This window comes from Achromobacter sp. 2789STDY5608615 (genome assembly GCF_001298995.1).
GTDB classification, from domain to species: domain Bacteria; phylum Pseudomonadota; class Gammaproteobacteria; order Burkholderiales; family Burkholderiaceae_B; genus Achromobacter; species Achromobacter insuavis.
Map to the genome: position 1 here is coordinate 50,314 of NZ_CYTY01000030.1, position 20,275 is coordinate 70,588.

The following is a 20,275-nucleotide window of genomic DNA, read 5'->3' on the forward strand; positions in this document are numbered from 1 at the left end:
ACGCTCGATTTCCCCGAAGAGGAAATCGACTTCCTTGAAAAGTATCAGGCGCGGCCCACGCTGGAAAAGCTGGCCGGCGACCTCGGCCATCTCATCGCCCAGGCGCGCCAGGGCGTGATCCTGCGCGAAGGCCTGCACGTGGTGCTGGCGGGGCAGCCCAACGTCGGCAAGTCCAGCCTGCTGAACGCGCTGGCCGGCGACGATGTCGCCATCGTCACGCCGATTGCGGGCACCACGCGCGACAAAGTGGTGCAGCAGATCCATATCGACGGCGTGCCGCTGCACATCGTCGACACCGCCGGCCTGCGCGAAACCGAAGACACCGTGGAAAGCATCGGCATCGCCCGCAGCTGGCAGGAAATCGAGCGCGCCGACGTCATCCTGCACCTGCAGGACGCCACTCAGCCAGGCGACGAATTGGACGCGCAGATCACCGCGCGCCTGCCGCCGCGCACGCCGGTGCTGAAGGTTTTCAACAAGGTGGACCTGTTATCCACAGCGTTTACGGCGGGCCCCGGCGAACTCGGCATTTCCGCCAAGCGCGGCGCCGGCCTGGACGCGCTGCGCGCCGAGCTGCTGCAGATCGCCGGCTGGAATCCCGGCGCCGAATCGCCCTGGCTGGCGCGCGAGCGCCATCTGCATGCGCTGCAGGAGGCCGCCGAGCACCTGGCGCTGGCGGCCGAACACGCCGAACAGGACGACCGCGTGCTGGACCTGTTCGCCGAGGAACTGCGGCTGGCGCATGACAGCCTGTCGAGCATCACCGGGAAGTTCACCAGCGACGACCTGCTGGGCGAGATCTTCTCGAGCTTCTGTATCGGGAAATAGCGTTCCCATGACCGCAACCGGCGCGCCCCACCGCATCCGTCCGGCCACGGCCGACGACCTGGCCGAGGTGGAGCGCATCGTCCACGAGGCCTACCGCCATTACGTGGCGCGCATCGGCGCCACGCCGGGACCGATGCGCGACGATTACCGCTTGCGCATCGCGCAGGGACAGGCGCAGGTGCTGGAGGACGAAGGCGGTATCCAGGCCGTGCTGGTCCTGGTGCGCGAAGCGGATTGCCTGCTGCTCGACAATGTGGCGGTGTCGCCCGGCGCGCAAGGGCGCGGCTATGGCCGCGAACTGATGCAATGGGCGGAAACCATCGCGCGGCAGGCGGGCTATCCGCGCATCCGGCTGTACACGCAGGAAGCGATGAGCGAGAACATCGCCATCTATCAGCGCTATGGCTATGTCGAGACGCATCGCGCCGAAGAGATCGGCCTGAAACGCGTGTTCATGACGAAGTGCCTGGATTGACCCCTCCAATTAAGTGAGCAATAGCTCACTTAATTGACGAAACCCGGCATCAATGATTTCCGTGGAAAAATATGTGAGCTTTTGCTCACCCCTATTTTCAAGCAGTTTTTAGACAAAATTCTGATCAGAAATCCCGCGACCTGTCCGCGGGAAGCGCCGGCGCCGACTTCAACGTCTCGCGCGCAATTCGATTGCTGGCCAGCGATTTCGCATACACCGAATCCGGCCGGATGCGTTGCGCGATCACGAAGCCGGTGATGCACGCCAGCATCAGCGGCAACATCACCTCATAGCTCAACGTCATCTCGAAAATCATCAAGATCGACATCAGCGGCGCATAGGTCGTGGCCGCCAGCAGCGCCCCCCATTCCGACCACAGCATAACTCGACACCGCCGACAGGTCGCCAGCGGGAAACAACGCATGCAGGCCGGAGCCATACAGGGCCCCGACCGCCGCGCCCACGAACAGGGTCGGCGTGAACACGCCGCCGATCGCGCCGGAACCGACGCTGGCGCCGGTGGCCACGATCTTGAACAGCAGGATGGCCGCCACCGCCTGCCAGGCCCATTCCGTGTGCAACATGCTGTTGACCACGCTGTAGCCGTTGCCCCAGACCTCGGGCTTGAACACCGACAGGGCGCCGACCACCAGTCCGCCCAGCGCCATCTTGGCCCACAGCGGCAGGCTCAAGCGGCGGAACAGGGCCTTCGACCCATCGAGAAACCGCAGGAATTGCGGCGCCACCATCCCGGCGATCAGGCCCAGCCCCAGGTAATTGACCACTTCCCAGCCGGACACGAACTCGAACGGCGGCATATGGAAGACCGCGTCGTAGTGCAGGATCTGGCGCGTCACGATGTTGGCGACCACCGACGACACCACCAGGGGCACCAGCGTCGCCGAGGAAATGGCGCCGTAGACGATCTCGGAAATGAACAGCGCGCCGGCGATCGGCGCGTTATAGGCGGCCGTGATCCCGGCGGTGGCGCCGCAGGCCACCAGCAGCCGCAGATGGCGGGGCGGCAGGACCAGGTAGCGGCCCGACAGCGACGAGAACATCGCCGCCAGCTGCACCATCGGTCCTTCACGGCCGATCGAAGCGCCCGAACCGATTGAAAACAAAGAAGAAATGCTGCGCGCCACGGTCTGCCGAAAACCGATCACGCCGCGGCCGATGGCGATCGCCTCCATATAGTCGGCGGCGCCGCGCGGCGGCAGGCGCCGGGCGGCCGCCTGCAGGATCAATCCGGCAATCGCGCCCCCGGCCGCCGGCAGCAGAAAGCGTTCCCAAGGCGACAGCCCGCGCGCCAGCGACACCATCCCGTGCGGCGAATCGACCCCGCCCAGCACCATCTGGATCCAGCCCAGCAGTTCCCGAAAAATCACCGTCGCCAGCGCGCCGGCCAGTCCCATCAAGGCGGCCGCGCACAGGGTCGCGGGCAGATTGTCGGCCAGCAAACGGCCCCTCAGCCAGGTCGCCCAGGCCGGTTTTTTGATTCTGAGTTGTCGTGCCATGGGCGGGATTCTACGGCGGAAACCTGCTCACTTTTTGTTCAGCGCAACGTCAACCGCAGAGAGACGCCACCCCTCACATAGCCGGTTCCGGCAACGCCTCCAGGGGCCTTTACGGGCCCGGAAAGGGGCGAAAACCAGGGTAGGCAAGGGGCGTTTTTTCGGGGTAAAAGTGCCGCTTCCCGACCCGGTTCGGCAGAACAGGGCTGTGGATAACTCCTAAGGCGGCAGGTTGTGCACATTGTGTGGAGGCAAGTTGAACAAGCGGGGGTTTTCGGTGGGCTCCCAAATCTTGTCCAACTTCGACTCTTTTCCCACACAGAGTTCTTGCACAGCCAAAAACGCTCGCAACCTGATGAAAAAAAACAGGTTTCCAAGGTTAAGGTAGTTATCCACAGGCCTTATTAATCATTAGTCTTTATATAAAGAGAAATACAGGGAAAAGACAAACATGCTTTCTCCTATCTCCCAGCCACGCCCCCCCCCCCGGACTCCGTCCATGCGCATCCTTCTCATAGAAGACGAAGCCGAACTTGCTCGCTGGCTTGCAAGAAGCCTGGCCCGGCATGCGGGCTTCGTGGTCGACTGGGCCGATGACGGCCTGGTCGCCGAAAGAAGACTGGCGGTCGAAGAATTCGATGCGGTCATCCTTGACCTGGGACTGCCGGGCATGGATGGCCATACCTTGCTGGCGAAGATTCGCGCGCGAGACGACCGTACGCCGGTGCTGGTCCTGACCGCGCGCGATTCACTGGCCGAAAAAATCGGGACGCTTCACGAAGGCGCGGACGATTTCCTGCCGAAACCGTTTGTTGTGGAAGAGTTGGAAGCGCGTTTGATCGCACTGGTACGCCGCAGCCGTGGCCGCGACCATCCGCGACTCACCCTGGGAAACCTGGTTTTCGAGACTTCCGCGCAAAAATTCACGGTCTCCGGACAGGCTTTGCAGTTATCCCCACGTGAACACGCGGTCCTGCGGGTGTTGATCCAGAAAAGCGGCGAACCGATCAACAAGCAGCAGATCCTGGATCGGATCGTGACCGACGATGCCGACATCAACCTCGAGGCCATCGAGGTGCTGGTGCACCGGTTGCGCAAAAAATTGGCGGAAACCGGCGTGCAGATCACCACCATGCGCGGCATGGGCTACTGCCTGGAGAACGCTGTTGACAACTAGTTTTCCGGAAAAAACCCCGGTTTCCAGGAAAAAAAGCCGCAACCGGACCCTGAAAACGCAGTTGCTCTGGTGGTTGATCCCGACCCTGGTGCTGGTGATGGTCGGCGCGCTCTGGCTGTCCAACCACCAGCTGCGAAACCAGGTCGATATCGCCTATGACCGGTCGCTCGCTGGCGCGCTGCGCGCGATCGACCACAACATATCCACAGCCAGCGGTGGATTAGCCATGGAGCAGCCGTACCTGATGCTGGAATTTTTCGAGCTGACGGCCAATGGCAGCGTGTTCTACCGCGTGGCCACCGAGGACGGGCTGGCCGAAATCGGCCATCCCGGGCTGCCCATGCCGACCCAGCCGCTGGAATCCGGCGAGGCCCAGTTTTTCTATGCAACCTACCTGGGCACCCCGGTACGGGTCGCCGCGCTGGCGCGGGCGATGGATCCGCCGCTCTATGCGAACAAAGGGGGACGGGTTATCGTGCAGGTCGCCGAAGGCCTGGAGAGCCGCCAGGCGTTCCTGCACCAGGCGCTGGTGCGCTCGGTGGAGCGCGACCTGGCCGTGATCCTGATCAGCGTCCTGGTGATCGTCCTGGGGGTTTTCATGGCCCTGCGCCCCCTGCAGCGCCTGAAGCAGGAAGTGGAAAGGCGTTCCGCGGACGATTTAAGCCCCGTCAGCGCGTCGGAGATGCCAGGTGAGGTCCTACCCCTGGTTGCGGCCGTAAACCTCCACATGGCCCGCTACGCGGCTCAGGCGAGGGTCCAGAGCCAGTTCCTGGACGACGCCTCGCACCAGTTGCGCACGCCTTTGTTGGTTTTGCGGACCCAGACGGCGTATGCCCTGCGCGAAACATGCCCCCAGGAGGTCCGTACAGCCCTTCTGGCGATGCAGGAGGGGTTGGACAGGGCCGTACGCACCACCAACCAGATGCTCGCCCTGGCGCGCGCTAAGGACGCTTCCCTGCCCGAAGCCGGTTTCGCGCCCGAACCGGTCGACCTGGCCGAGCTGGCCCACGGGGTGATCCGCGGCCTGCTGCCGACCGCCCGTGCCCGCCAGCTGGACATCGGCCTGGAGGCCGAGACCGGGCCGGTCCTGGTCAACGGCGCCGACTGGCTGTTGCGGGAAGCGGTCAGCAACCTGGTCGACAACGCCATCCGCTACACCGCCCCCGGCGGCATGGTCACGGTGCTGGTCCGCCACCAGGCCGACCAGGCCTGGCTCACGGTGGAAGACAGCGGTCCCGGCATGTCGGCCGAGGATATCGCCCGCGCCGGCGTGCGTTTCCGCCGCGGCGCGGCCGGCAAGAACAAGCCGGGCGCCGGACTGGGACTGGCCATCGTCGGCACCATCGCCGAACTGCTGGGCGCCCGCCTGGCGCTGGAGAACCGGATTCCGGGGCCAGGCCTGCGCGCGTCGCTGGTGTTTTCCCTGAAAACGGCCGCGGATGTTGCGTCGCACCAGGAAAACGGCGATTTTTGAAAGCTTTTGGAAAGCTTCGATTTTGTACGGTGGCATCCGCTGGACCCGGACCGGCGTCACGCCGCCGGAATCGCCAGCCATGCCTAGACCTATAAATTCGGAGACGCAAGAAATGCAGACCAGCCTGAAGCTGCGCCTGGCCGCCGTCGCGGCCCTTGGCGCGATCACCCTGTCCTTGGGCGCCGCCCACGCCGCCGACGAGCCGCGCCGCCCCGAGTGCATCGCCCCCGCCCAGCCCGGCGGCGGTTTCGACCTGACCTGCCGCCTGGCCACCGAAGGCCTCAAGCAGAGCGGGGCGCTCAAGAGCGCCATGCGCATCGTCTACATGCCGGGCGGCATCGGCGCCGTGGCCTACAACAACATCGTGGCCCAGCATCCCAACGAACCCGGCACCATCGTCGCGTTCTCGGGTGGCTCGCTGCTCAACCTGGCGCAGGGCAAGTTCGGCAAGTACAACGTCGACGACGTGCGCTGGCTGGCGGCCATCGGCACCGACTACGGCGTGGCCGTGGTGCGCAACGATTCGCCCTACACCGACCTCAAGGGCCTGATGGAGGCCTTCAAGCAGGACCCGACCAAGATCGTGCTGGGCGCCGGCGGCACCGTGGGCAGCCAGGACTGGATGAAGGCCGCGCTGACCGCCAAGGCGGCCGGGGTCGATTTCAAGAAGATGCGCTTCGTGGCCTTCGAAGGCGGCGGCGAGGCTGTCACCGCCCTGCGTGGCGGCCACATCCAGGCCTACATGGGCGATGCCGCGGAAGCCTTCACCATGCTCGAGGGCGGCGCCCCCATCCGCGTGCTGGCCGTGTTCAACGACCAGCGCCTGCCGGGCAAGCTCGACACCGTGCCGACTGCGAAGGAGCAGGGCTATGACATCGTCTGGCCCATCATCCGCGGCTTCTACGTCGGCCCGAAGGTGTCGGACGCCGACTACCAGTTCTGGGTCAGCGCTTTCAACCGCGTCACCGAGGCGCCCGAGTTCGCCAAGCTGCGCGAACAGCAAGGCCTGTTCCCCTTCAACAAGACCGGCGCCGACCTGGACGCCTACGTGAAGCAGCAGGTCAAGCAGTACGCCGAACTGGCCGGCTCCTTCGGCCTGGTCAAGAAATAGGCCGCCCATCATGAACGATCGAATCCTGGGCATCGCGGCGTTGCTGCTGGCGGCCTTCATGACCTGGGCGGGGTGGGGCATCGAAGCCCCGTTCGCCTACGAACCGGTGGGGCCGCGCGCCTTCCCGCTGCTGCTGGCGTTGATCATCGGCCTGTGCGGATTGCGGCTGGCCTACAAGGGCGGCAACCCGGTGGAGCCCAATCCCGCCGGCGCCAATGGCCGCATCGCGCTGATGGTGGCGTTCGCCGCCGGCTACGCCTTCCTGTTCCAGTGGCTCGGCTTCGTCATTGCGACCGCGCTGATGACGGTGTTCGTCGGCCGCCTGTTCGGCGGCGGCTGGGCCAAGTGCGCGCTGGGCGGCGTGGTCATGAGCGTCTTCTTCTTCGTGTTGTTCGACAAGGTGCTGGACGTGGTCCTGCCCGGTGGCTTGCTGGAGAACCTGGTATGAGCGGAATCCTCGATCATCTGTCGATCGGCTTTGGCGTTGCGTTCTCGTGGACCAACATCCTGGTGGCCGCGATCGGCTCGTTCTTCGGCACCATGGTGGGCGTGCTGCCGGGCCTGGGGCCCATCAACGGCGTGGCGATGCTGATCCCGATCGCGTTCGCCATGAACCTGCCGCCCGAGACCGCGCTGATCCTGCTGGCGGCGGTGTACGTGGGAGCGGAATACGGCGGCCGCATCACCTCGATCCTGCTCAACGTGCCGGGCGAGGCCAGCGCCATCATGACCACGCTGGATGGCTATCCGCTGGCGCGCCAGGGCCTGGCCAACGTCGCGCTGTCGCTGTCGGCGTGGTCCGCGTTCTTCGGCGCCATCGTGTCGGTGGTGGGCATCATCCTGCTGGCGCCGCTGTTGGCCAAATGGGCGCTGGCGTTCGGTCCGGCCGAGTACTTCGTGCTGATGATCTTCGCGTTCTGCTGCCTCACCAGCCTGCTTGGCAAGCAGCCCATCAAGGGCGTGCTGGCGGCCATGATCGGCCTGTCGATCTCGGTCATCGGCGTGGACGCGAACTCAGGCGTATACCGCTATACCTTCGACTCCGTGCACCTGGCCGATGGCATCGATTTCGTGGTCGTCGTGATTGCGCTGTTCGCGGTCAGCGAGATGCTGGAGATGCTTGAAAAAGTGATGGCGGGCCACAGCGTCGAGGTCAAGCCCAGCGGTCGCAAGCTGTTCAACCTGAAGGAGCTGGCGTTCACCTGGTGGAGCGTGGTGCGCAGCGCGCTGGTGGGCTTCGGCGTCGGCGTGCTGCCGGGCGCCGGCGCCAGCGTGGCCGCGGCCGTGGCCTACTCGCAGGAAAAGCGCATCATCGAAGCCAAGGATCCGAACGCCAAGTTCGGCAAGGGCGACATGCGCGGCCTGGTCGCGCCGGAAGCCGCCGCCACCTCGTCGGCGATCGGTTCGTTCGTGCCGATGCTGACGCTGGGCGTGCCGGGCTCGGGCACCACCGCGGTGATGATGGGGGCGCTGACGCTCTACAACATCACGCCCGGTCCGGTGCTGTTCGACACCAAGCCGGAACTGGTGTGGGGCCTGATCGCCTCGCTGTTCGTGGCCAACGTGCTGCTGTTCGTCATGAACGTGCCGATGGTGCGGCTGTTCTCGAAGGTGCTGTCGGTGCCTGGCTGGCTGATGGTGCCGGGCATCCTGTGCATCAGCTATATCGGCGTGTATGCCATCAACGCCGGCACGTTCGATCTGCCGCTGGTGACGGGCATTGGCGCGATCGGCTACTTCCTGCGCAAGTTCGGCGTGCCGATGGCGCCGCTGGTGCTGGGCGTGGTGCTGGGCAACATGATGGAACAGAACCTGCGCCGTGCCCTGTCGATGACCGACGGCAACGTGTCGGTGCTGTTCGCCAGTCCCGTCGCCATCACGTTGTGGACCGCCGCGATCGCCGTGGTGGTGGTGCCGCAGATCCTGCGCCGCGTGCGCCGGGCCAGGAAGGTTGCCGCCGAACCGGTGTGACGGGTTCCGCGCCGCGGCCCCGCCGGCACGGGGCCGCGCGGCGTCGGAGCATGCCACGCCGGAGGTTGTTCAGGAGCGCCGCGGCGCTCCTTTTTTTCATCTCTACATCCGTGGTCGAGACAAAAGAAAAGCGCCCCGATGGGGCGCTTTGTCGTGATGCGCGCGGCGCGTCGTCAGACCTGCGCCAGGCGCTCCAGCGCGGCATCGAGCGTGGCGTCTTTCTTGGCGAAGCAGAAGCGCACGATGCGATGGTTCGATTCGGCCGCGTCGGGCTTCTGGTAGAAGGCCGAAACGGGAATCACCGTAACGCCGTGGCGCACCGTCAGGTCGCGCGCGAAGTCCGCTTCGTTCTGCTTGGAGATCTCGCTGTAGTCGGCCAGCAGGAAGAACGTGCCGGGGCTGGGCGGCGGCTTGAAACGCGTCTTGGCCAGGCCTTGCGACAGGCGGTCGCGCTTGGCCTGGTAGAACGCCGGCAGCTCCAGGTAGGGCTTGGGATCGCGCATGAATTCGGCCAGCGCGAACTGCATCGGCGAGGGCACCGTGAACACCATGAACTGGTGCACTTTGCGCAGCTCGGCGCTGAGCTGGCGCGGCGCGCAGCAGTAGCCGATCTTCCAGCCGGTGGTGTGATAGGTCTTGCCGAACGACGAGATCACGAACGCATGTTCGGCCAGCAGCGGACGGCGCGCGATGCTGGCATGCGGCTTGCCGTCGAACACGATGTGTTCGTAGACCTCGTCCGACACCAGCAGCACGCCGGTGTCGCGCACGATGGCTTCGAGCGCGTCCAGGTCGCTGTCGTCCAGCACGGCCCCGGTGGGGTTGTGCGGGAAGTTCAGCATCAGCAGGCGGGTCTTGGACGTGATGGCGTCGCGCACGCGCTGCCAGTCGATGCGGTAGTAAGGATCCTCGGCGGTGGGCGCGCGCAGCGGCACCGGCACCGCGGTGCCGCCGGCCAGGCGGATGGCCGGCAGGTAGGAGTCGTAGCAGGGCTCGATGACGACGACTTCGTCGCCGCTGTTGACCGCGGCCAGCACGGTGGCCATCAGCGCCTCGGTGGCGCCGCTGGTGACGGTGATCTCGGTTTCCGGGTCGTAGGCGCGGCCATACAGGGCCTGCGTCTTGGCGGCGATGGCTTCGCGCAGCGGCGCCACGCCGGGCATGTAGGGATATTGGTTATGGCCGTCGGCCATGGCCTTGCTGACCAGCGCGCACAGTGCGGGATCGGGATCGAAGTCCGGAAAGCCCTGGCCCAGGTTGATGGCCTTGTGCTCGATGGCCAGGCGGCTCATGACGGTGAAGATGGTGGTGCCGACGTCGGGAAGTTTGGATCGGATCATGGTGGACGCGAAGTGGAACGCTGGGTGTGCAAGAGAGTTTTCGTAAGTATCCCACTAACTCATAATTCGGTTTTCTCATGAGCTTATAGGCGTGGGCGGTATCGTGGTTCAAAACATGTTGTGGAGGGTCGTCGGCGGCCTGGCGATCGCGTTGACGGGCGCCTTGCTGGCGCTGTGGATGCATTTGCCGTTGCCGTGGATGCTGGGGGCGTTGCTGCTGACGGCGGCGGTGCGCATCGCGGGCGGCGGCACCGTATGCCCGCGGCCGGCGCGCAATGCCGGGCAGTGGGTCATCGGCACGTCGCTGGGCCTGTATTTCACGCCGCAGGTGATCGGGCACATCGGCAGCAATGCCGGTCCCATCATCGTCGGCATGCTGTTCGCGCTGGGGCTGGCGTTCATCGGCACCGCGATCCTGCGGCGCTATACCGATGCCGATTTCAAAACGGCCTGGTTTTCGTCGGCCATGGGCGGCGCCAGCGAGATGGCCAGCCTGGCGGAACGCCATGGCGCCCGCATCGATCGCGTGGCCACGGCGCACAGCGTGCGCGTGCTGATGGTGGTGATGACGGTGCCATTCATTTTCCAATGGTGGGGCGTGGCGGGCATCGATCCCACGGTGCCCGGGCCCAGGACGGTGCACGGCGCCGGCCTGGCCGCGCTGGTCGCGCTCACCTGCCTCGGCGGCCTGTTCTTCATGAAGCTGCGCCTGCCCAATCCGTGGGTGCTGGGGCCGATGCTGGTGGCGATGATCCTGACAGCCAGCAGCATCGAGTTGTCCGCGTTGCCGGACTTCGTGCCGAAGGTCGGCCAGCTCTTCATCGGCTGGTCGCTGGGCGACCGTTATCGGCCGGATTTCTTCCGCGCGGCGCCGCGCTTCATCGCGGCGGTGGCGGTGTTCACGGTGATCGCGCTGGCCTTGGCATTCGGCCTGGGCGCGCTGTTGTCATTGTGGTCCGCGGCGCCGGTGCCGACGCTGATCCTGGGCACCACGCCGGGCGGCATCGCGGAGATGGCGATCACGGCCAAGGTGCTGCAGCTGGGCGTGCCGGTGGTGACCGCATTCCACGTGTCGCGCATGGTGTTCGTGGTGATCGTGACCGGGCCGATGTACGCGTTCCTGGCGCGGCGGCAGGCAAATTCCGCGTAGCGGTATTGAGCTTCCAGTCAGAAAAATACGACACATTGGGGAAAACAACTATATGAGTCTGTAATGCGGGATGAGTATGCTGATTCCGCAGTTGATTCAAGCAGCGCGCGGACTTGTTCTGCCGCTTTTGCGGCAAGCGAGAACGCAGCACCAACGCAGGTATCCCTACCGGTCGTTCAGTTCTCACGGCGTCCTTGATTCATTGCATTTCGTTAATTACAGGACGCTAGGAAAATGGCTCAGAAGGGCAAAGTCAAGTGGTTCAACGCTGACAAGGGTTACGGTTTCATTACGCCGGATGCTGGTGGCACCGACGTGTTCGCACACTTTTCCGCCATCCAGGGCCGCGGCTATCGCAGCCTGAACGAAGGCCAGGAAGTCGAATTCGAAGTCAAGGATGGTCCGAAAGGACCTCAAGCGGCCGAAATTCGCCCGCTCTAAATCGGGAAATCCCAATTTCCCGTCCGCCAGGCCTGGCCTGGCTACAACGCCCCAGAACCTCGCGGTCTGGGGCGTTGTTTCATTTGCGGCGCGGGTTTTGTTGCCCGGCTATTTCCGTGATGTTAGTGTTCACTAACATATCCTCGAGCGTTGGATAAGTTTGTGGATAATTATTTTCGGGCATGTGCATAGCGCTGCGCAGTAATGAAGCACGCTGCGTTTGCGCCGGGGAGTTTTGCACAATTTTCGGAAAAGATCCGCAGGCGGAACGCTGCGCTCGACTCGTCACCGGCGCCCGCATGCCGGCCAGGGCGCGTTTCATGGGAAACCGCGTGTTTCCCTAGGAAAACCGGGCGTTTACGGCATTTTTTCGTCTGCCTGGCCGGGCTGAATCTGGCGCTGGCGGAGCAGCATTGATGCTCGCCATGACGCATTTTTATCCATTCGCGTCGCGGTTGTTCACAAAGATATCCCCATCCCGGTTATGCACAGAATGACACCTTGGATAGCCAAAAGGTGGGGGGGCTCAGCCTGTGGATAGAAATGGGGATAGCGAATCGGAAATGGGTTTACGAGGATCGCCCGACGGTGCACTGCCGTCGAGTTTGACGCCGGGAACGCCATGTTGTGGATTTCATGTGAAAGCGGATTTGCTCCCGGATTATGTGCCGGCGAGTTTTCCACAGTCGGGTCGCCGCGTCCGCGGTTGGCGTAGAGGCGTGTCAGCCGAAAGGATGATGGCGCGAAACTTCCAGGACGGGCAAGATGATTCTCCGATCAAGCGTCGCGCCTGGACTTGTGTGTTGTGGCGCGATGCATCCGCCGGCGGCGAGGATAAATATGTGAATAAGTCGCCGATGCCTGCTTAAGGCGCGGTTGGACTTTTGCCCCGGTTTGAAGTTCCCCGTTAAGTTCAGGGGCAATGTCTCACTCGCGTGATCGGAATGTTCAGGAATATGGCTTTTCCGTGCTCGCGCCCGGCTCCGCGTTTTGGCCGCGCTTATCGAACCGATAGCGGCAGCTTATCCACAATCTTTTCCACTGTTTTTCCCGCCTGCCACCGTATCGTCCCGGGTATACCTGCCGGGCGGATCGCAGACGTTGCAGGCATGGCGATTCAGTTCTCCGGCCCATGCTTTCCCAGGCAGCGCGTTGCGAATTTGTGTGGTTTCCGCAATCTGGGTAATTCCCTGTCGAGTCGGTTCAGAGCCACATTCGCAGCCTCCCCGTTGACGGCAGCGTCAAGTTATCCCCAGAGTTGTTCCACGTGAAACCGGGTCCGCGGAGGCGTTTGAGCTTGTGGATGCTTTTGTGCATAAGGTGCTGGTGAGTCTGCCTTGTCTCGGCTTTGTGCCGGCGAGCCTGATTTCCATTCATGCCTTTGCCCTGGCTGTGCGCCGACAGGATTCTGCCTGCGGCCGATTGTTCCGGTGACGCGGGGAGGGAGGGGGGCGGCGGGAACCGACTGCTTCGGGCTTGCGACCTGGACGGTCTAAGCGGCAACGGCGCCGGATTCGGCATAGGCGTTTAGTGTTTCAGTTGAATGACGGGAGACATTCAAGATGAAGGGCTGCGATGGCGGTGGTGACGATTGTGAGATTCGATGCGTGCAGACTGGCCCGGATCGATATGCTGTTTCACGTGGAACAGGAAAAATTCGGGATGTTTTGGGGTAGGGGTAGGGTAGGGGTGATAAAACCCAAATTTTTCCGCGTCGATGAACTATCCGAATGGCCGGGCGGCAGCACTTCTTTTCCTATGTTCTTGGAGTGACTTGGCCGTGATTCTGAAGCTGACGGGCTGGCAGGAACGGGTTTTCAAAGCGAGTAGGCTATAGAGGCGACGTATCTCACGTGATGTTCCACGTGGAACATCAACTTGAGCTGGGTCGCCCAGCTACTAATTGGCATCGGTTCAAAGGGCTCCCACCCGGTATGTTCCACGTGAAACATCGGATCAGGACGTCGGCAGGGGGAGGGTATGACTATGTCTAGCCGGTGTGCAGGCTGACGTATTCCCCTGAGCAAGGTACTCAAGTGAGCGATGTTCCACGTGAAACATTGGTCTCCAGCGGGAGGCACAGGGCGAATGAAGGGCTGCCGACCGTCGAGGCATCGATAGATATCCTGGCCCGAGTCTTCGATAGACCCAGATCAATTCCCTCCACAGACAGGCGCGCAGGCATGTTTCACGTGAAACATAGGAGGAAGGCCAAGGTCGAACGAGGGAAGGGTAAAGACTCACGAAGCACCCAACCTGGGCCAACCCAAGACCCGAATGCACTTGATGAACGGTATTGGACAGTCAGTCCGACCGGGGCACACTGCATGTTTCACGTGAAACATCGCCAGGTCCGGGCGTAGCCACAGGATGTTCCACGTGAAACATCCCCCTAACAGCGGCAGATGCCGACATATTCAAACGTCGATCGAGTCGCCCTCGTTGCCAATTTGCACACGAGGCGGAGTGTTACTGCCCGCATTGCTGCACCGAACCATGTTTCACGTGAAACATGCACCCCCTGCCTCTATAATGAGCACCGAACGCTCTCTTATCTCCCCATCATGGATTATCCCCGCGAATTCGATGTCATCGTCGTCGGTGGCGGCCACGCCGGTACCGAAGCGGCGCTGGCTGCGGCACGCACTGGTGCCCAGACGCTGCTGCTGACTCACAACATCGAGACCCTAGGCCAAATGTCCTGCAATCCCTCCATCGGCGGGATTGGCAAGGGCCATCTCGTCAAAGAAGTCGATGCCCTTGGCGGCGCCATGGCGCTGGCGACGGACGAGGCGGGGATTCAGTTTCGTATCCTGAACGGCTCCAAGGGCCCGGCCGTGCGCGCTACCCGCGCGCAGGCGGACCGGGTGCTGTACCGCAAGGCCATCCGTGGCCGCCTGGAGAACCAGCCGAACCTCTGGTTGTTCCAGCAGGCGGTGGAGGATCTGATGGTGGAGGGCGACCGCGTGGTCGGCGCCGTTACCCAGGTCGGCCTGAAGTTCCGGGCGAAAACGGTGGTCCTGACCGCCGGCACGTTCCTGAACGGCCTGATCCACGTGGGACTGCAGAACTATTCCGGCGGCCGCGCTGGCGACCCCCCGGCGATTTCCCTGGGGCAGCGCCTCAAGGAACTGCAGCTGCCGCAAGGCCGCCTGAAGACCGGCACGCCGCCGCGCATCGACGGCCGCAGCATCAACTACAGCATCCTGGAAGAGCAGCCGGGCGACCTGGACCCGATTCCGGTGTTCTCGTACATGGGCAACGTGGCCATGCACCCGCGGCAGCTGCCGTGCTGGATCACGCACACCAACGCCCGCACCCACGACATCATCCGCGGCGGCCTGGGCCGCTCGCCGATGTACAGCGGCGTCATCGAGGGTGTTGGCCCGCGCTACTGCCCGTCGATCGAAGACAAGATCCACCGCTTCGCCGACAAGGAATCGCACCAGGTCTTCCTGGAACCGGAAGGTCTGGACACGCACGAGGTCTATCCGAACGGCGTTTCCACCAGCCTGCCTTTCGATGTGCAGCTGGACCTGATCCATTCCTTGCCCGGCCTGGAAAACGCGCACATCCTGCGCCCCGGCTACGCCATCGAATACGACTACTTCGATCCACGTGGATTGAAGAGCACGCTGGAAACCAAGGCGATCTCCGGTCTGTACTTCGCCGGCCAGATCAACGGCACCACCGGCTACGAAGAAGCCGCGGCCCAAGGCCTGCTGGTCGGAGTCAACGCCGCCCTGTCGTCGCTCGGCCGCGACCCCTGGACGCCGCGGCGCGACGAGGCCTACCTCGGTGTGCTGGTGGACGACCTGGTCACCCGCGGCGTGACCGAGCCGTACCGCATGTTCACCTCGCGCGCCGAATACCGCCTGAGCCTGCGTGAAGACAATGCCGACCTGCGCCTGACCGAAATCGGCCGCCAGCTCGGCATCGTCGACGACGCCCGCTGGGACGCGTTCAACCGCAAGCGCGATGCTGTCGCCGCCGAAGTCGAGCGCCTGAAGTCGTCGTGGGTCAACCCGCGCGTGCTGCCGCTGGAAGCGGCCGAACCGCTGCTGGGCAAGGCGATTGAACGTGAGTACTCACTTGCAGACCTGCTTAAACGGCCCAATGTTTCCTATGAAGCGCTGATGGCCGCCCGCAACACCGACGGCACGCTGCTGGCCGGTCCGGGCGTGGTCGAGGACGAGGTCCTGGCCGAGCAGGTCGAGATCCAGGTCAAGTACGCCGGCTACATCGCCCGCCAGCAGGACGAAGTACAGAAACAGATCGCGCACGAACAACAGCCGATCCCGGCCGATGTCGACTACGACGCCGTGACCAGCCTGTCGTTCGAAGTGCGCCAGAAACTCAAGACGCATCGGCCCGAAACCATCGGCCAGGCCGCCCGCATTTCGGGCGTGACGCCGGCGGCGATCTCGCTGCTGCTGATCCACCTGAAGCGCCTGCACTACGGCTCGCGCAAGCAAGCCGCATGAGCGCCCATCCCCAACCGGCCGGCGCGGACATGGCCGGCCGCCTCTCGCATGCCTTCGAGCAGCTCGGACTGCAGGCGGACGCCGCCGCGGCCGCCAAGCTGCTCGACTACCTGGCGCAGATGCAGCGCTGGAACCGGACCTACAACCTGACCGCGATCCGCGATCCGCAGCAGATGCTGGTGCAGCACCTGTTCGACAGCCTGGCCGCCGTGGGGCCGTTCAGCGAAGCGCTGGGCGCGCCCGGCACGCCAGCCAAGGTCTACGACGTCGGCTCCGGCGGCGGGTTGCCCGGCGTCGTCCTGGCGGTCATGCGGCCCGAATGGTCGGTGACCTGCATCGACGCCGTTGAAAAGAAAACCGCATTCGTCCGGCAGATGAGCGGCGCGCTGGCGCTGCCGAATCTGCAGGCGCGCCACGCGCGCATCGAAACGCTGGAACCCGCCGGCTGCAACATTGTGACGTCGCGCGCATTCGCCTCCTTGGAGGATTTTGCGATGCTCGCGGGCAGACATGTGGACAACGGTGGTACCCTCGTCGCCATGAAGGGCAAGGTCCCGGATGATGAAATCCAGGCGCTGCACGCGCGTGGGGAATGGCAAGTCGACCATATTCAGCCGCTCCGGGTGCCGGAGCTGCAAGCAGAACGCTGCCTGATCTGGATGCGCCGCAGTCAAGGAACCCTATGAAGAACTTACCCCCCAGCTCGACCGCCCGCGTTTTCTGCATCGCCAACCAGAAGGGCGGTGTCGGCAAGACGACCACCGCCATCAACCTGGCGGCCGGGCTGGCCACGCACAAGCAACGCGTGCTGCTGGTGGACCTGGACCCGCAAGGCAACGCCACCATGGGCAGCGGCATCGACAAGAATTCGCTCGAGTCGAACCTGTACCAGGTGCTGATCGGCGAAGCCACCATCGAGCAGGCGCGCGTGCGCTCCGAGTCGGGCGGCTATGACGTGCTGCCCGCCAACCGCGAACTGTCCGGCGCCGAGATCGACCTGGTGCAGATGGATGAACGCGAGCGCCAGCTCAAGGCCGCCATCGACACCGTCGGCAGCCAGTACGACTTCGTGCTCATCGATTGCCCGCCGACGCTGTCGCTGCTGACGCTGAACGGCCTGGCGGCCGCGCACGGCGTCATCATTCCGATGCAGTGCGAATACTTCGCGCTCGAAGGCCTGTCCGACCTGGTCAACACCATCAAGCGCGTGCATCGCAACATCAACGATGACCTGCGCGTCATCGGCCTGCTGCGCGTGATGTTCGACCCGCGCATGACCCTGCAGCAGCAGGTGTCGGCGCAGCTCGAATCGCACTTCGGCGACAAGGTCTTCAAGACCGTGGTGCCGCGCAACGTGCGGCTGGCCGAAGCGCCCAGCTATGGCATGCCCGGCGTGGTGTACGACCGCGCCTCGCGTGGCGCGCAGGCGTACATCTCCTTCGGCGCCGAAATGATCGAGCGCGTCCGCGAACTCAACAAGTAAGCCGCCCGCATGTCCGCCGTCACGCGCCTGTCCCCGGACTCCCCCCATACCCGCACGCCGCCCGTCGACGTGCGCGACGCGTTGCGCGTGCGGCTGGAAGAGGCCGCGCTCAATGCCACGGCGGTGCGCGCGCAGGTGCTCTACGACGGCTGGCTGGTGCGTTTCGCGCCGTCGTCCGCCAAACGGGTACGCAGCATCAATGTGCTGGGGTTATCCACACGTCCGCTCGATGAGCGGCTGGCGTATTGTTCAACGTTGTACGCGCGCCATGGCCTGCCCATGGTGCTGCGCCTGACCTCCCTCGGCCCCGATTTCGCCCTGGATGCCGAACTGGCGTCGCGGGGCTACCTCCTTACCGAAGAGACCCGAGTCATGAGCATGCCGCTCGCCCCCAGGCTGGCCGCCCGGGGCGATCTGCTTTTCAGGACAGTGGACGCTGCCCGCTTCGCGGCGGCGGTCGGACGCATGCGCGATTCCCGGCCCGAGCACATCGCCGAGCATCAGGCGCGTCTGGAGGGGCTGGCTGTGGATATCTTGCCGGTGCTGGCGTTCGACGCCGCTGGCGAATGCGTGGCGGGCGGCATGGCCGTGCGGGATGGCGATCTCGCGGGGCTGTTCGACATCGTGACGGACCCCGCCCAGCGGCGCAAGGGGCACGCCGCGATGTTGGTCGAACATCTGCTGGCCGTGTGCGTCGAAGACGGCGCCACCACGGCCTATCTGCAGGTGGAGCCGCAAAACACCGCCGCGCGCGCTTTGTATGGCCGCTACGGTTTCAAAGACTGTTATGCGTATTGGTACCGCCTGCCCGCCGAGCAGGCGGCCGCCTGAGCTTCGCTCGGGATACCAAAAACAGAAGGAAAGAGGATTTAACTATGGCCACCAAGAAACCCAAGGGATTGGGTCGCGGACTTGACGCTTTGCTGGGCGCCGACGCGCCCGCCATCGACAACATCGGCAAGGCCCCGGCCAAGCCCGAGGGTCTGCCGTCCACCCTGCCTGTTTCGAAGATGCGGGCCGGCAAGTATCAGCCGCGCACCCGCATGGACGAGGGCGCGTTGGGCGAGCTGGCCGAGTCGATTCGCACACAAGGCATCATGCAACCCATTCTTGTGCGCGCGCTGGGCGATGCGCCCGGCCATTACGAAATCATCGCGGGCGAACGCCGTTTCCGCGCCGCGCAGCTGGCCGGCCTGAAGGAAGTGCCGGTGCTGGTGCGCGAAGTCGCCGACGAAAACGCGGCCGTCATGGCGCTGATCGAGAACATCCAGCGCGAAGACCTGAACCCGCTGGAAGAGGCGCATGGCGTGCGCCGCCTGCTGGACGAATTCGGCCTGACCCACGAGCAGGCCGCCCAGGCCATCGGCCGCTCGCGCTCGGCCACCAGCAACCTGCTGCGCCTGTTGAACCTGGCTGCCGCGGTGCAGACCATGCTGCTGGCCGGCGACGTCGACATGGGCCATGCGCGCGCGCTGCTGGCGGTGGACGCGGCCACGCAGATCCAGCTGGCCAACCAGATCATCGCGCGCCGCCTGTCGGTGCGCGAAGCCGAAAAGCTGGTCGCCAAGACCGCCAAGGAAGCCGAGAGCGCCGCCTCGCCCAAGAAGAAGGCCAACGGCGTGTCGCGCGACCTGACGCGCCTGGAAGAGGCGCTGTCCGACCATCTGGGCACGCGCGTGGCGCTGAAGGTCGGCGCCAAGGAAAAGGGCCAGATCGTCATCGACTTCCATGGCTGGGAACACCTGAATTCGCTGCTGGAACGGCAGGGCCTGTCGGGAGTCGTCGATGCCTGAGCAGGCATTGCCGGTCGTCGCGGTCCTGGCCACCGGCGGCACCATCGCCGGCGCGCAGGCCGACGCCACTTCCGCCGGCTACAAGTCGGGCTCCTTCTCGGTGGGCGACCTGCTGGCCGCCGTGCCGCAGCTGTCGACGCTGGCCGACATCCGCGCCGAACAGGTCGCCAACGTCGGCAGCCAGAACATGACGCATGACGTCTGGCGCGCGTTGGCGCGCCGTGTCGATGCGCTGTGCGCCGATCCGTCGGTGGCCGGCATCGTCATCACGCATGGCACCGACACGCTTGAAGAGACCGCGTACTTTCTCAGCCTGGTGATCCAGCAGGACAAGCCGGTGGTGCTGGTGGGCGCGATGCGCCCGGCCACCGCGCTGGGCGCCGAAGGCCCGGCGAACCTGTACAACGCCGTGGCGCTGGCGCGCCATCCCGACGCGCGCGGCCGCGGGCCGCTGGTCGTCATGAACGAAGACGTGCACTACGCCCGCGAACTGCAGAAGATCGCCAGCGCCGGCATCAACGCCTTCTCCTCGCCCAATCGCGGTCGCGCCGGCGTGATGCATGGCGGCACGCCGTGCTTCTATTCACGCAACACCACCACGCACACGACACAAAGCGAGTTTTCACTCGCATTGCTGGAAAAGGCCGGCTGGCCGCGCGTGGATATCGTTTATGCGCACGCCGACCTGCAAGGCGACGTCATCGATTTCATCGCGCGCCAGGCCGACGGCATCGTGCTGGCGGGCGTGGGTGACGGCAACGCCACCGACCTGGCCATCGACGCCTTGACCCGCGCCGCCGCCGACGGCGTCGCGGTGGCGCGGTCCAGCCGCACCGGCAGCGGCTTCGTCGCGCGCGACGTCGAGCTGGATGACGCGGCGCTGGGTTTCGTCGCCGCCGGCGACCTGAATCCGCAGAAGGCTCGCGTCCTGCTGATGCTGGCGCTGTGCGTCACGCGTGAACCCGCGGCGCTGCAGCGCTGCTTCGATCGCTACTGAGCGGGGCCCACGGCGGCATTCAACGGGGCTGTCCCCG

17 protein-coding genes and 1 pseudogene are annotated in these 20,275 nt (G+C 64.6%); 15 read left to right on the forward strand and 3 right to left on the reverse strand.

The window, feature by feature from the left end:
- On the forward strand, positions 1–828 hold an 828-nt coding region (locus AOZ49_RS22760), incomplete at its 5' end, for a tRNA modification GTPase (RefSeq protein ID WP_054477892.1).
- Positions 829–835: 7 nt separating this feature from the next.
- Entirely contained in the window at positions 836–1,303 is a 468-nt protein-coding gene (locus AOZ49_RS22765) for a GNAT family N-acetyltransferase (RefSeq protein ID WP_054477894.1), read from the forward strand.
- A 124-nt stretch (positions 1,304–1,427) separates the two neighbouring features.
- On the opposite strand, the pseudogene AOZ49_RS22770 reads toward AOZ49_RS22765, so the two are convergent.
- A pseudogene (locus AOZ49_RS22770) lies at positions 1,428–2,820 on the reverse strand (ClcB-like voltage-gated chloride channel protein).
- A gap of 496 nt (positions 2,821–3,316) precedes the next feature.
- Here AOZ49_RS22770 and AOZ49_RS22775 point away from each other — a divergent pair.
- The 5 genes from AOZ49_RS22775 to AOZ49_RS22795 all read left to right on the forward strand — a co-directional run bounded on the left by AOZ49_RS22775 (position 3,317) and on the right by AOZ49_RS22795 (position 8,550).
- A complete protein-coding gene (locus AOZ49_RS22775) occupies positions 3,317–3,994 on the forward strand; it encodes a response regulator (RefSeq protein ID WP_006392118.1) in 678 nt (225 codons plus the stop codon).
- Positions 3,995–4,091: 97 nt separating this feature from the next.
- Positions 4,092–5,468, forward strand: coding sequence for a sensor histidine kinase (locus tag AOZ49_RS22780; protein ID WP_054477932.1), 1,377 nt, complete (start codon positions 4,092–4,094; stop codon positions 5,466–5,468).
- Positions 5,469–5,580: 112 nt separating this feature from the next.
- Entirely contained in the window at positions 5,581–6,579 is a 999-nt protein-coding gene (locus tag AOZ49_RS22785; RefSeq protein ID WP_054477896.1) for a Bug family tripartite tricarboxylate transporter substrate binding protein, read from the forward strand.
- Positions 6,580–6,589: 10 nt separating this feature from the next.
- Positions 6,590–7,027: a tripartite tricarboxylate transporter TctB family protein gene (locus AOZ49_RS22790; RefSeq protein ID WP_054430996.1), complete on the forward strand. Its 438-nt coding sequence runs from the start codon at positions 6,590–6,592 to the stop codon at positions 7,025–7,027.
- Positions 7,024–8,550 carry a tripartite tricarboxylate transporter permease gene (locus AOZ49_RS22795; RefSeq protein ID WP_054477898.1) on the forward strand — a complete coding sequence of 509 codons (1,527 nt, stop codon included), beginning with the start codon at positions 7,024–7,026 and terminating at the stop codon, positions 8,548–8,550. Before AOZ49_RS22790 ends, AOZ49_RS22795 begins: the two co-directional genes overlap by 4 nt.
- A 173-nt stretch (positions 8,551–8,723) precedes the next feature.
- On the opposite strand, the gene AOZ49_RS22800 is transcribed toward AOZ49_RS22795, so the two are convergent.
- The gene (locus AOZ49_RS22800) at positions 8,724–9,890 is read right to left on the reverse strand and encodes a pyridoxal phosphate-dependent aminotransferase (RefSeq protein WP_054477900.1); all 1,167 of its coding nucleotides are present in this window, start codon (positions 9,888–9,890) and stop codon (positions 8,724–8,726) included.
- Positions 9,891–10,005: 115 nt separating this feature from the next.
- On the opposite strand from AOZ49_RS22800, the gene AOZ49_RS22805 reads away from it, so the two are divergent.
- The gene (locus tag AOZ49_RS22805; protein WP_054477902.1) at positions 10,006–11,040 is read left to right on the forward strand and encodes an AbrB family transcriptional regulator; all 1,035 of its coding nucleotides are present in this window, start codon (positions 10,006–10,008) and stop codon (positions 11,038–11,040) included.
- A gap of 234 nt (positions 11,041–11,274) precedes the next feature.
- Positions 11,275–11,481, forward strand: coding sequence for a cold-shock protein (locus tag AOZ49_RS22810; RefSeq protein ID WP_006389561.1), 207 nt, complete (start codon positions 11,275–11,277; stop codon positions 11,479–11,481).
- Between the two features lie 79 nt (positions 11,482–11,560).
- Here AOZ49_RS22810 and AOZ49_RS32670 read toward each other — a convergent pair whose 3' ends face one another.
- Positions 11,561–11,803 carry a hypothetical protein gene (locus AOZ49_RS32670; protein ID WP_156355725.1) on the reverse strand — a complete coding sequence of 81 codons (243 nt, stop codon included), beginning with the start codon at positions 11,801–11,803 and terminating at the stop codon, positions 11,561–11,563.
- Positions 11,804–14,045: 2,242 nt separating this feature from the next.
- Here AOZ49_RS32670 and mnmG point away from each other — a divergent pair.
- Genes mnmG through AOZ49_RS22845 form a run of 6 tightly spaced genes read left to right on the forward strand, consistent with a single transcriptional unit; the run spans position 14,046 to position 20,238 of the window.
- Complete coding sequence (gene mnmG / locus AOZ49_RS22820; protein WP_054477907.1) at positions 14,046–15,965, forward strand: tRNA uridine-5-carboxymethylaminomethyl(34) synthesis enzyme MnmG; 1,920 nt, start codon at positions 14,046–14,048, stop codon at positions 15,963–15,965.
- The gene (gene rsmG / locus AOZ49_RS22825) at positions 15,962–16,651 is read left to right on the forward strand and encodes a 16S rRNA (guanine(527)-N(7))-methyltransferase RsmG (RefSeq protein ID WP_054430986.1); all 690 of its coding nucleotides are present in this window, start codon (positions 15,962–15,964) and stop codon (positions 16,649–16,651) included. Before mnmG ends, rsmG begins: the two co-directional genes overlap by 4 nt.
- The gene (locus tag AOZ49_RS22830; protein ID WP_049077304.1) at positions 16,648–17,448 is read left to right on the forward strand and encodes a ParA family protein; all 801 of its coding nucleotides are present in this window, start codon (positions 16,648–16,650) and stop codon (positions 17,446–17,448) included. The genes rsmG and AOZ49_RS22830 overlap by 4 nt, the downstream gene beginning before the upstream one ends.
- Before the next feature lie 9 nt (positions 17,449–17,457).
- Positions 17,458–18,279: a GNAT family N-acetyltransferase gene (locus AOZ49_RS22835; protein ID WP_054477909.1), complete on the forward strand. Its 822-nt coding sequence runs from the start codon at positions 17,458–17,460 to the stop codon at positions 18,277–18,279.
- 44 nt (positions 18,280–18,323) lie between these two features.
- The gene (locus tag AOZ49_RS22840; RefSeq protein ID WP_054430982.1) at positions 18,324–19,241 is read left to right on the forward strand and encodes a ParB/RepB/Spo0J family partition protein; all 918 of its coding nucleotides are present in this window, start codon (positions 18,324–18,326) and stop codon (positions 19,239–19,241) included.
- Positions 19,234–20,238, forward strand: a complete 1,005-nt coding sequence (locus AOZ49_RS22845; protein WP_054477911.1) for an asparaginase — start codon at positions 19,234–19,236, stop codon at positions 20,236–20,238. The genes AOZ49_RS22840 and AOZ49_RS22845 overlap by 8 nt, the downstream gene beginning before the upstream one ends.
- The last annotated feature ends 37 nt before the right edge of the window (positions 20,239–20,275 follow it).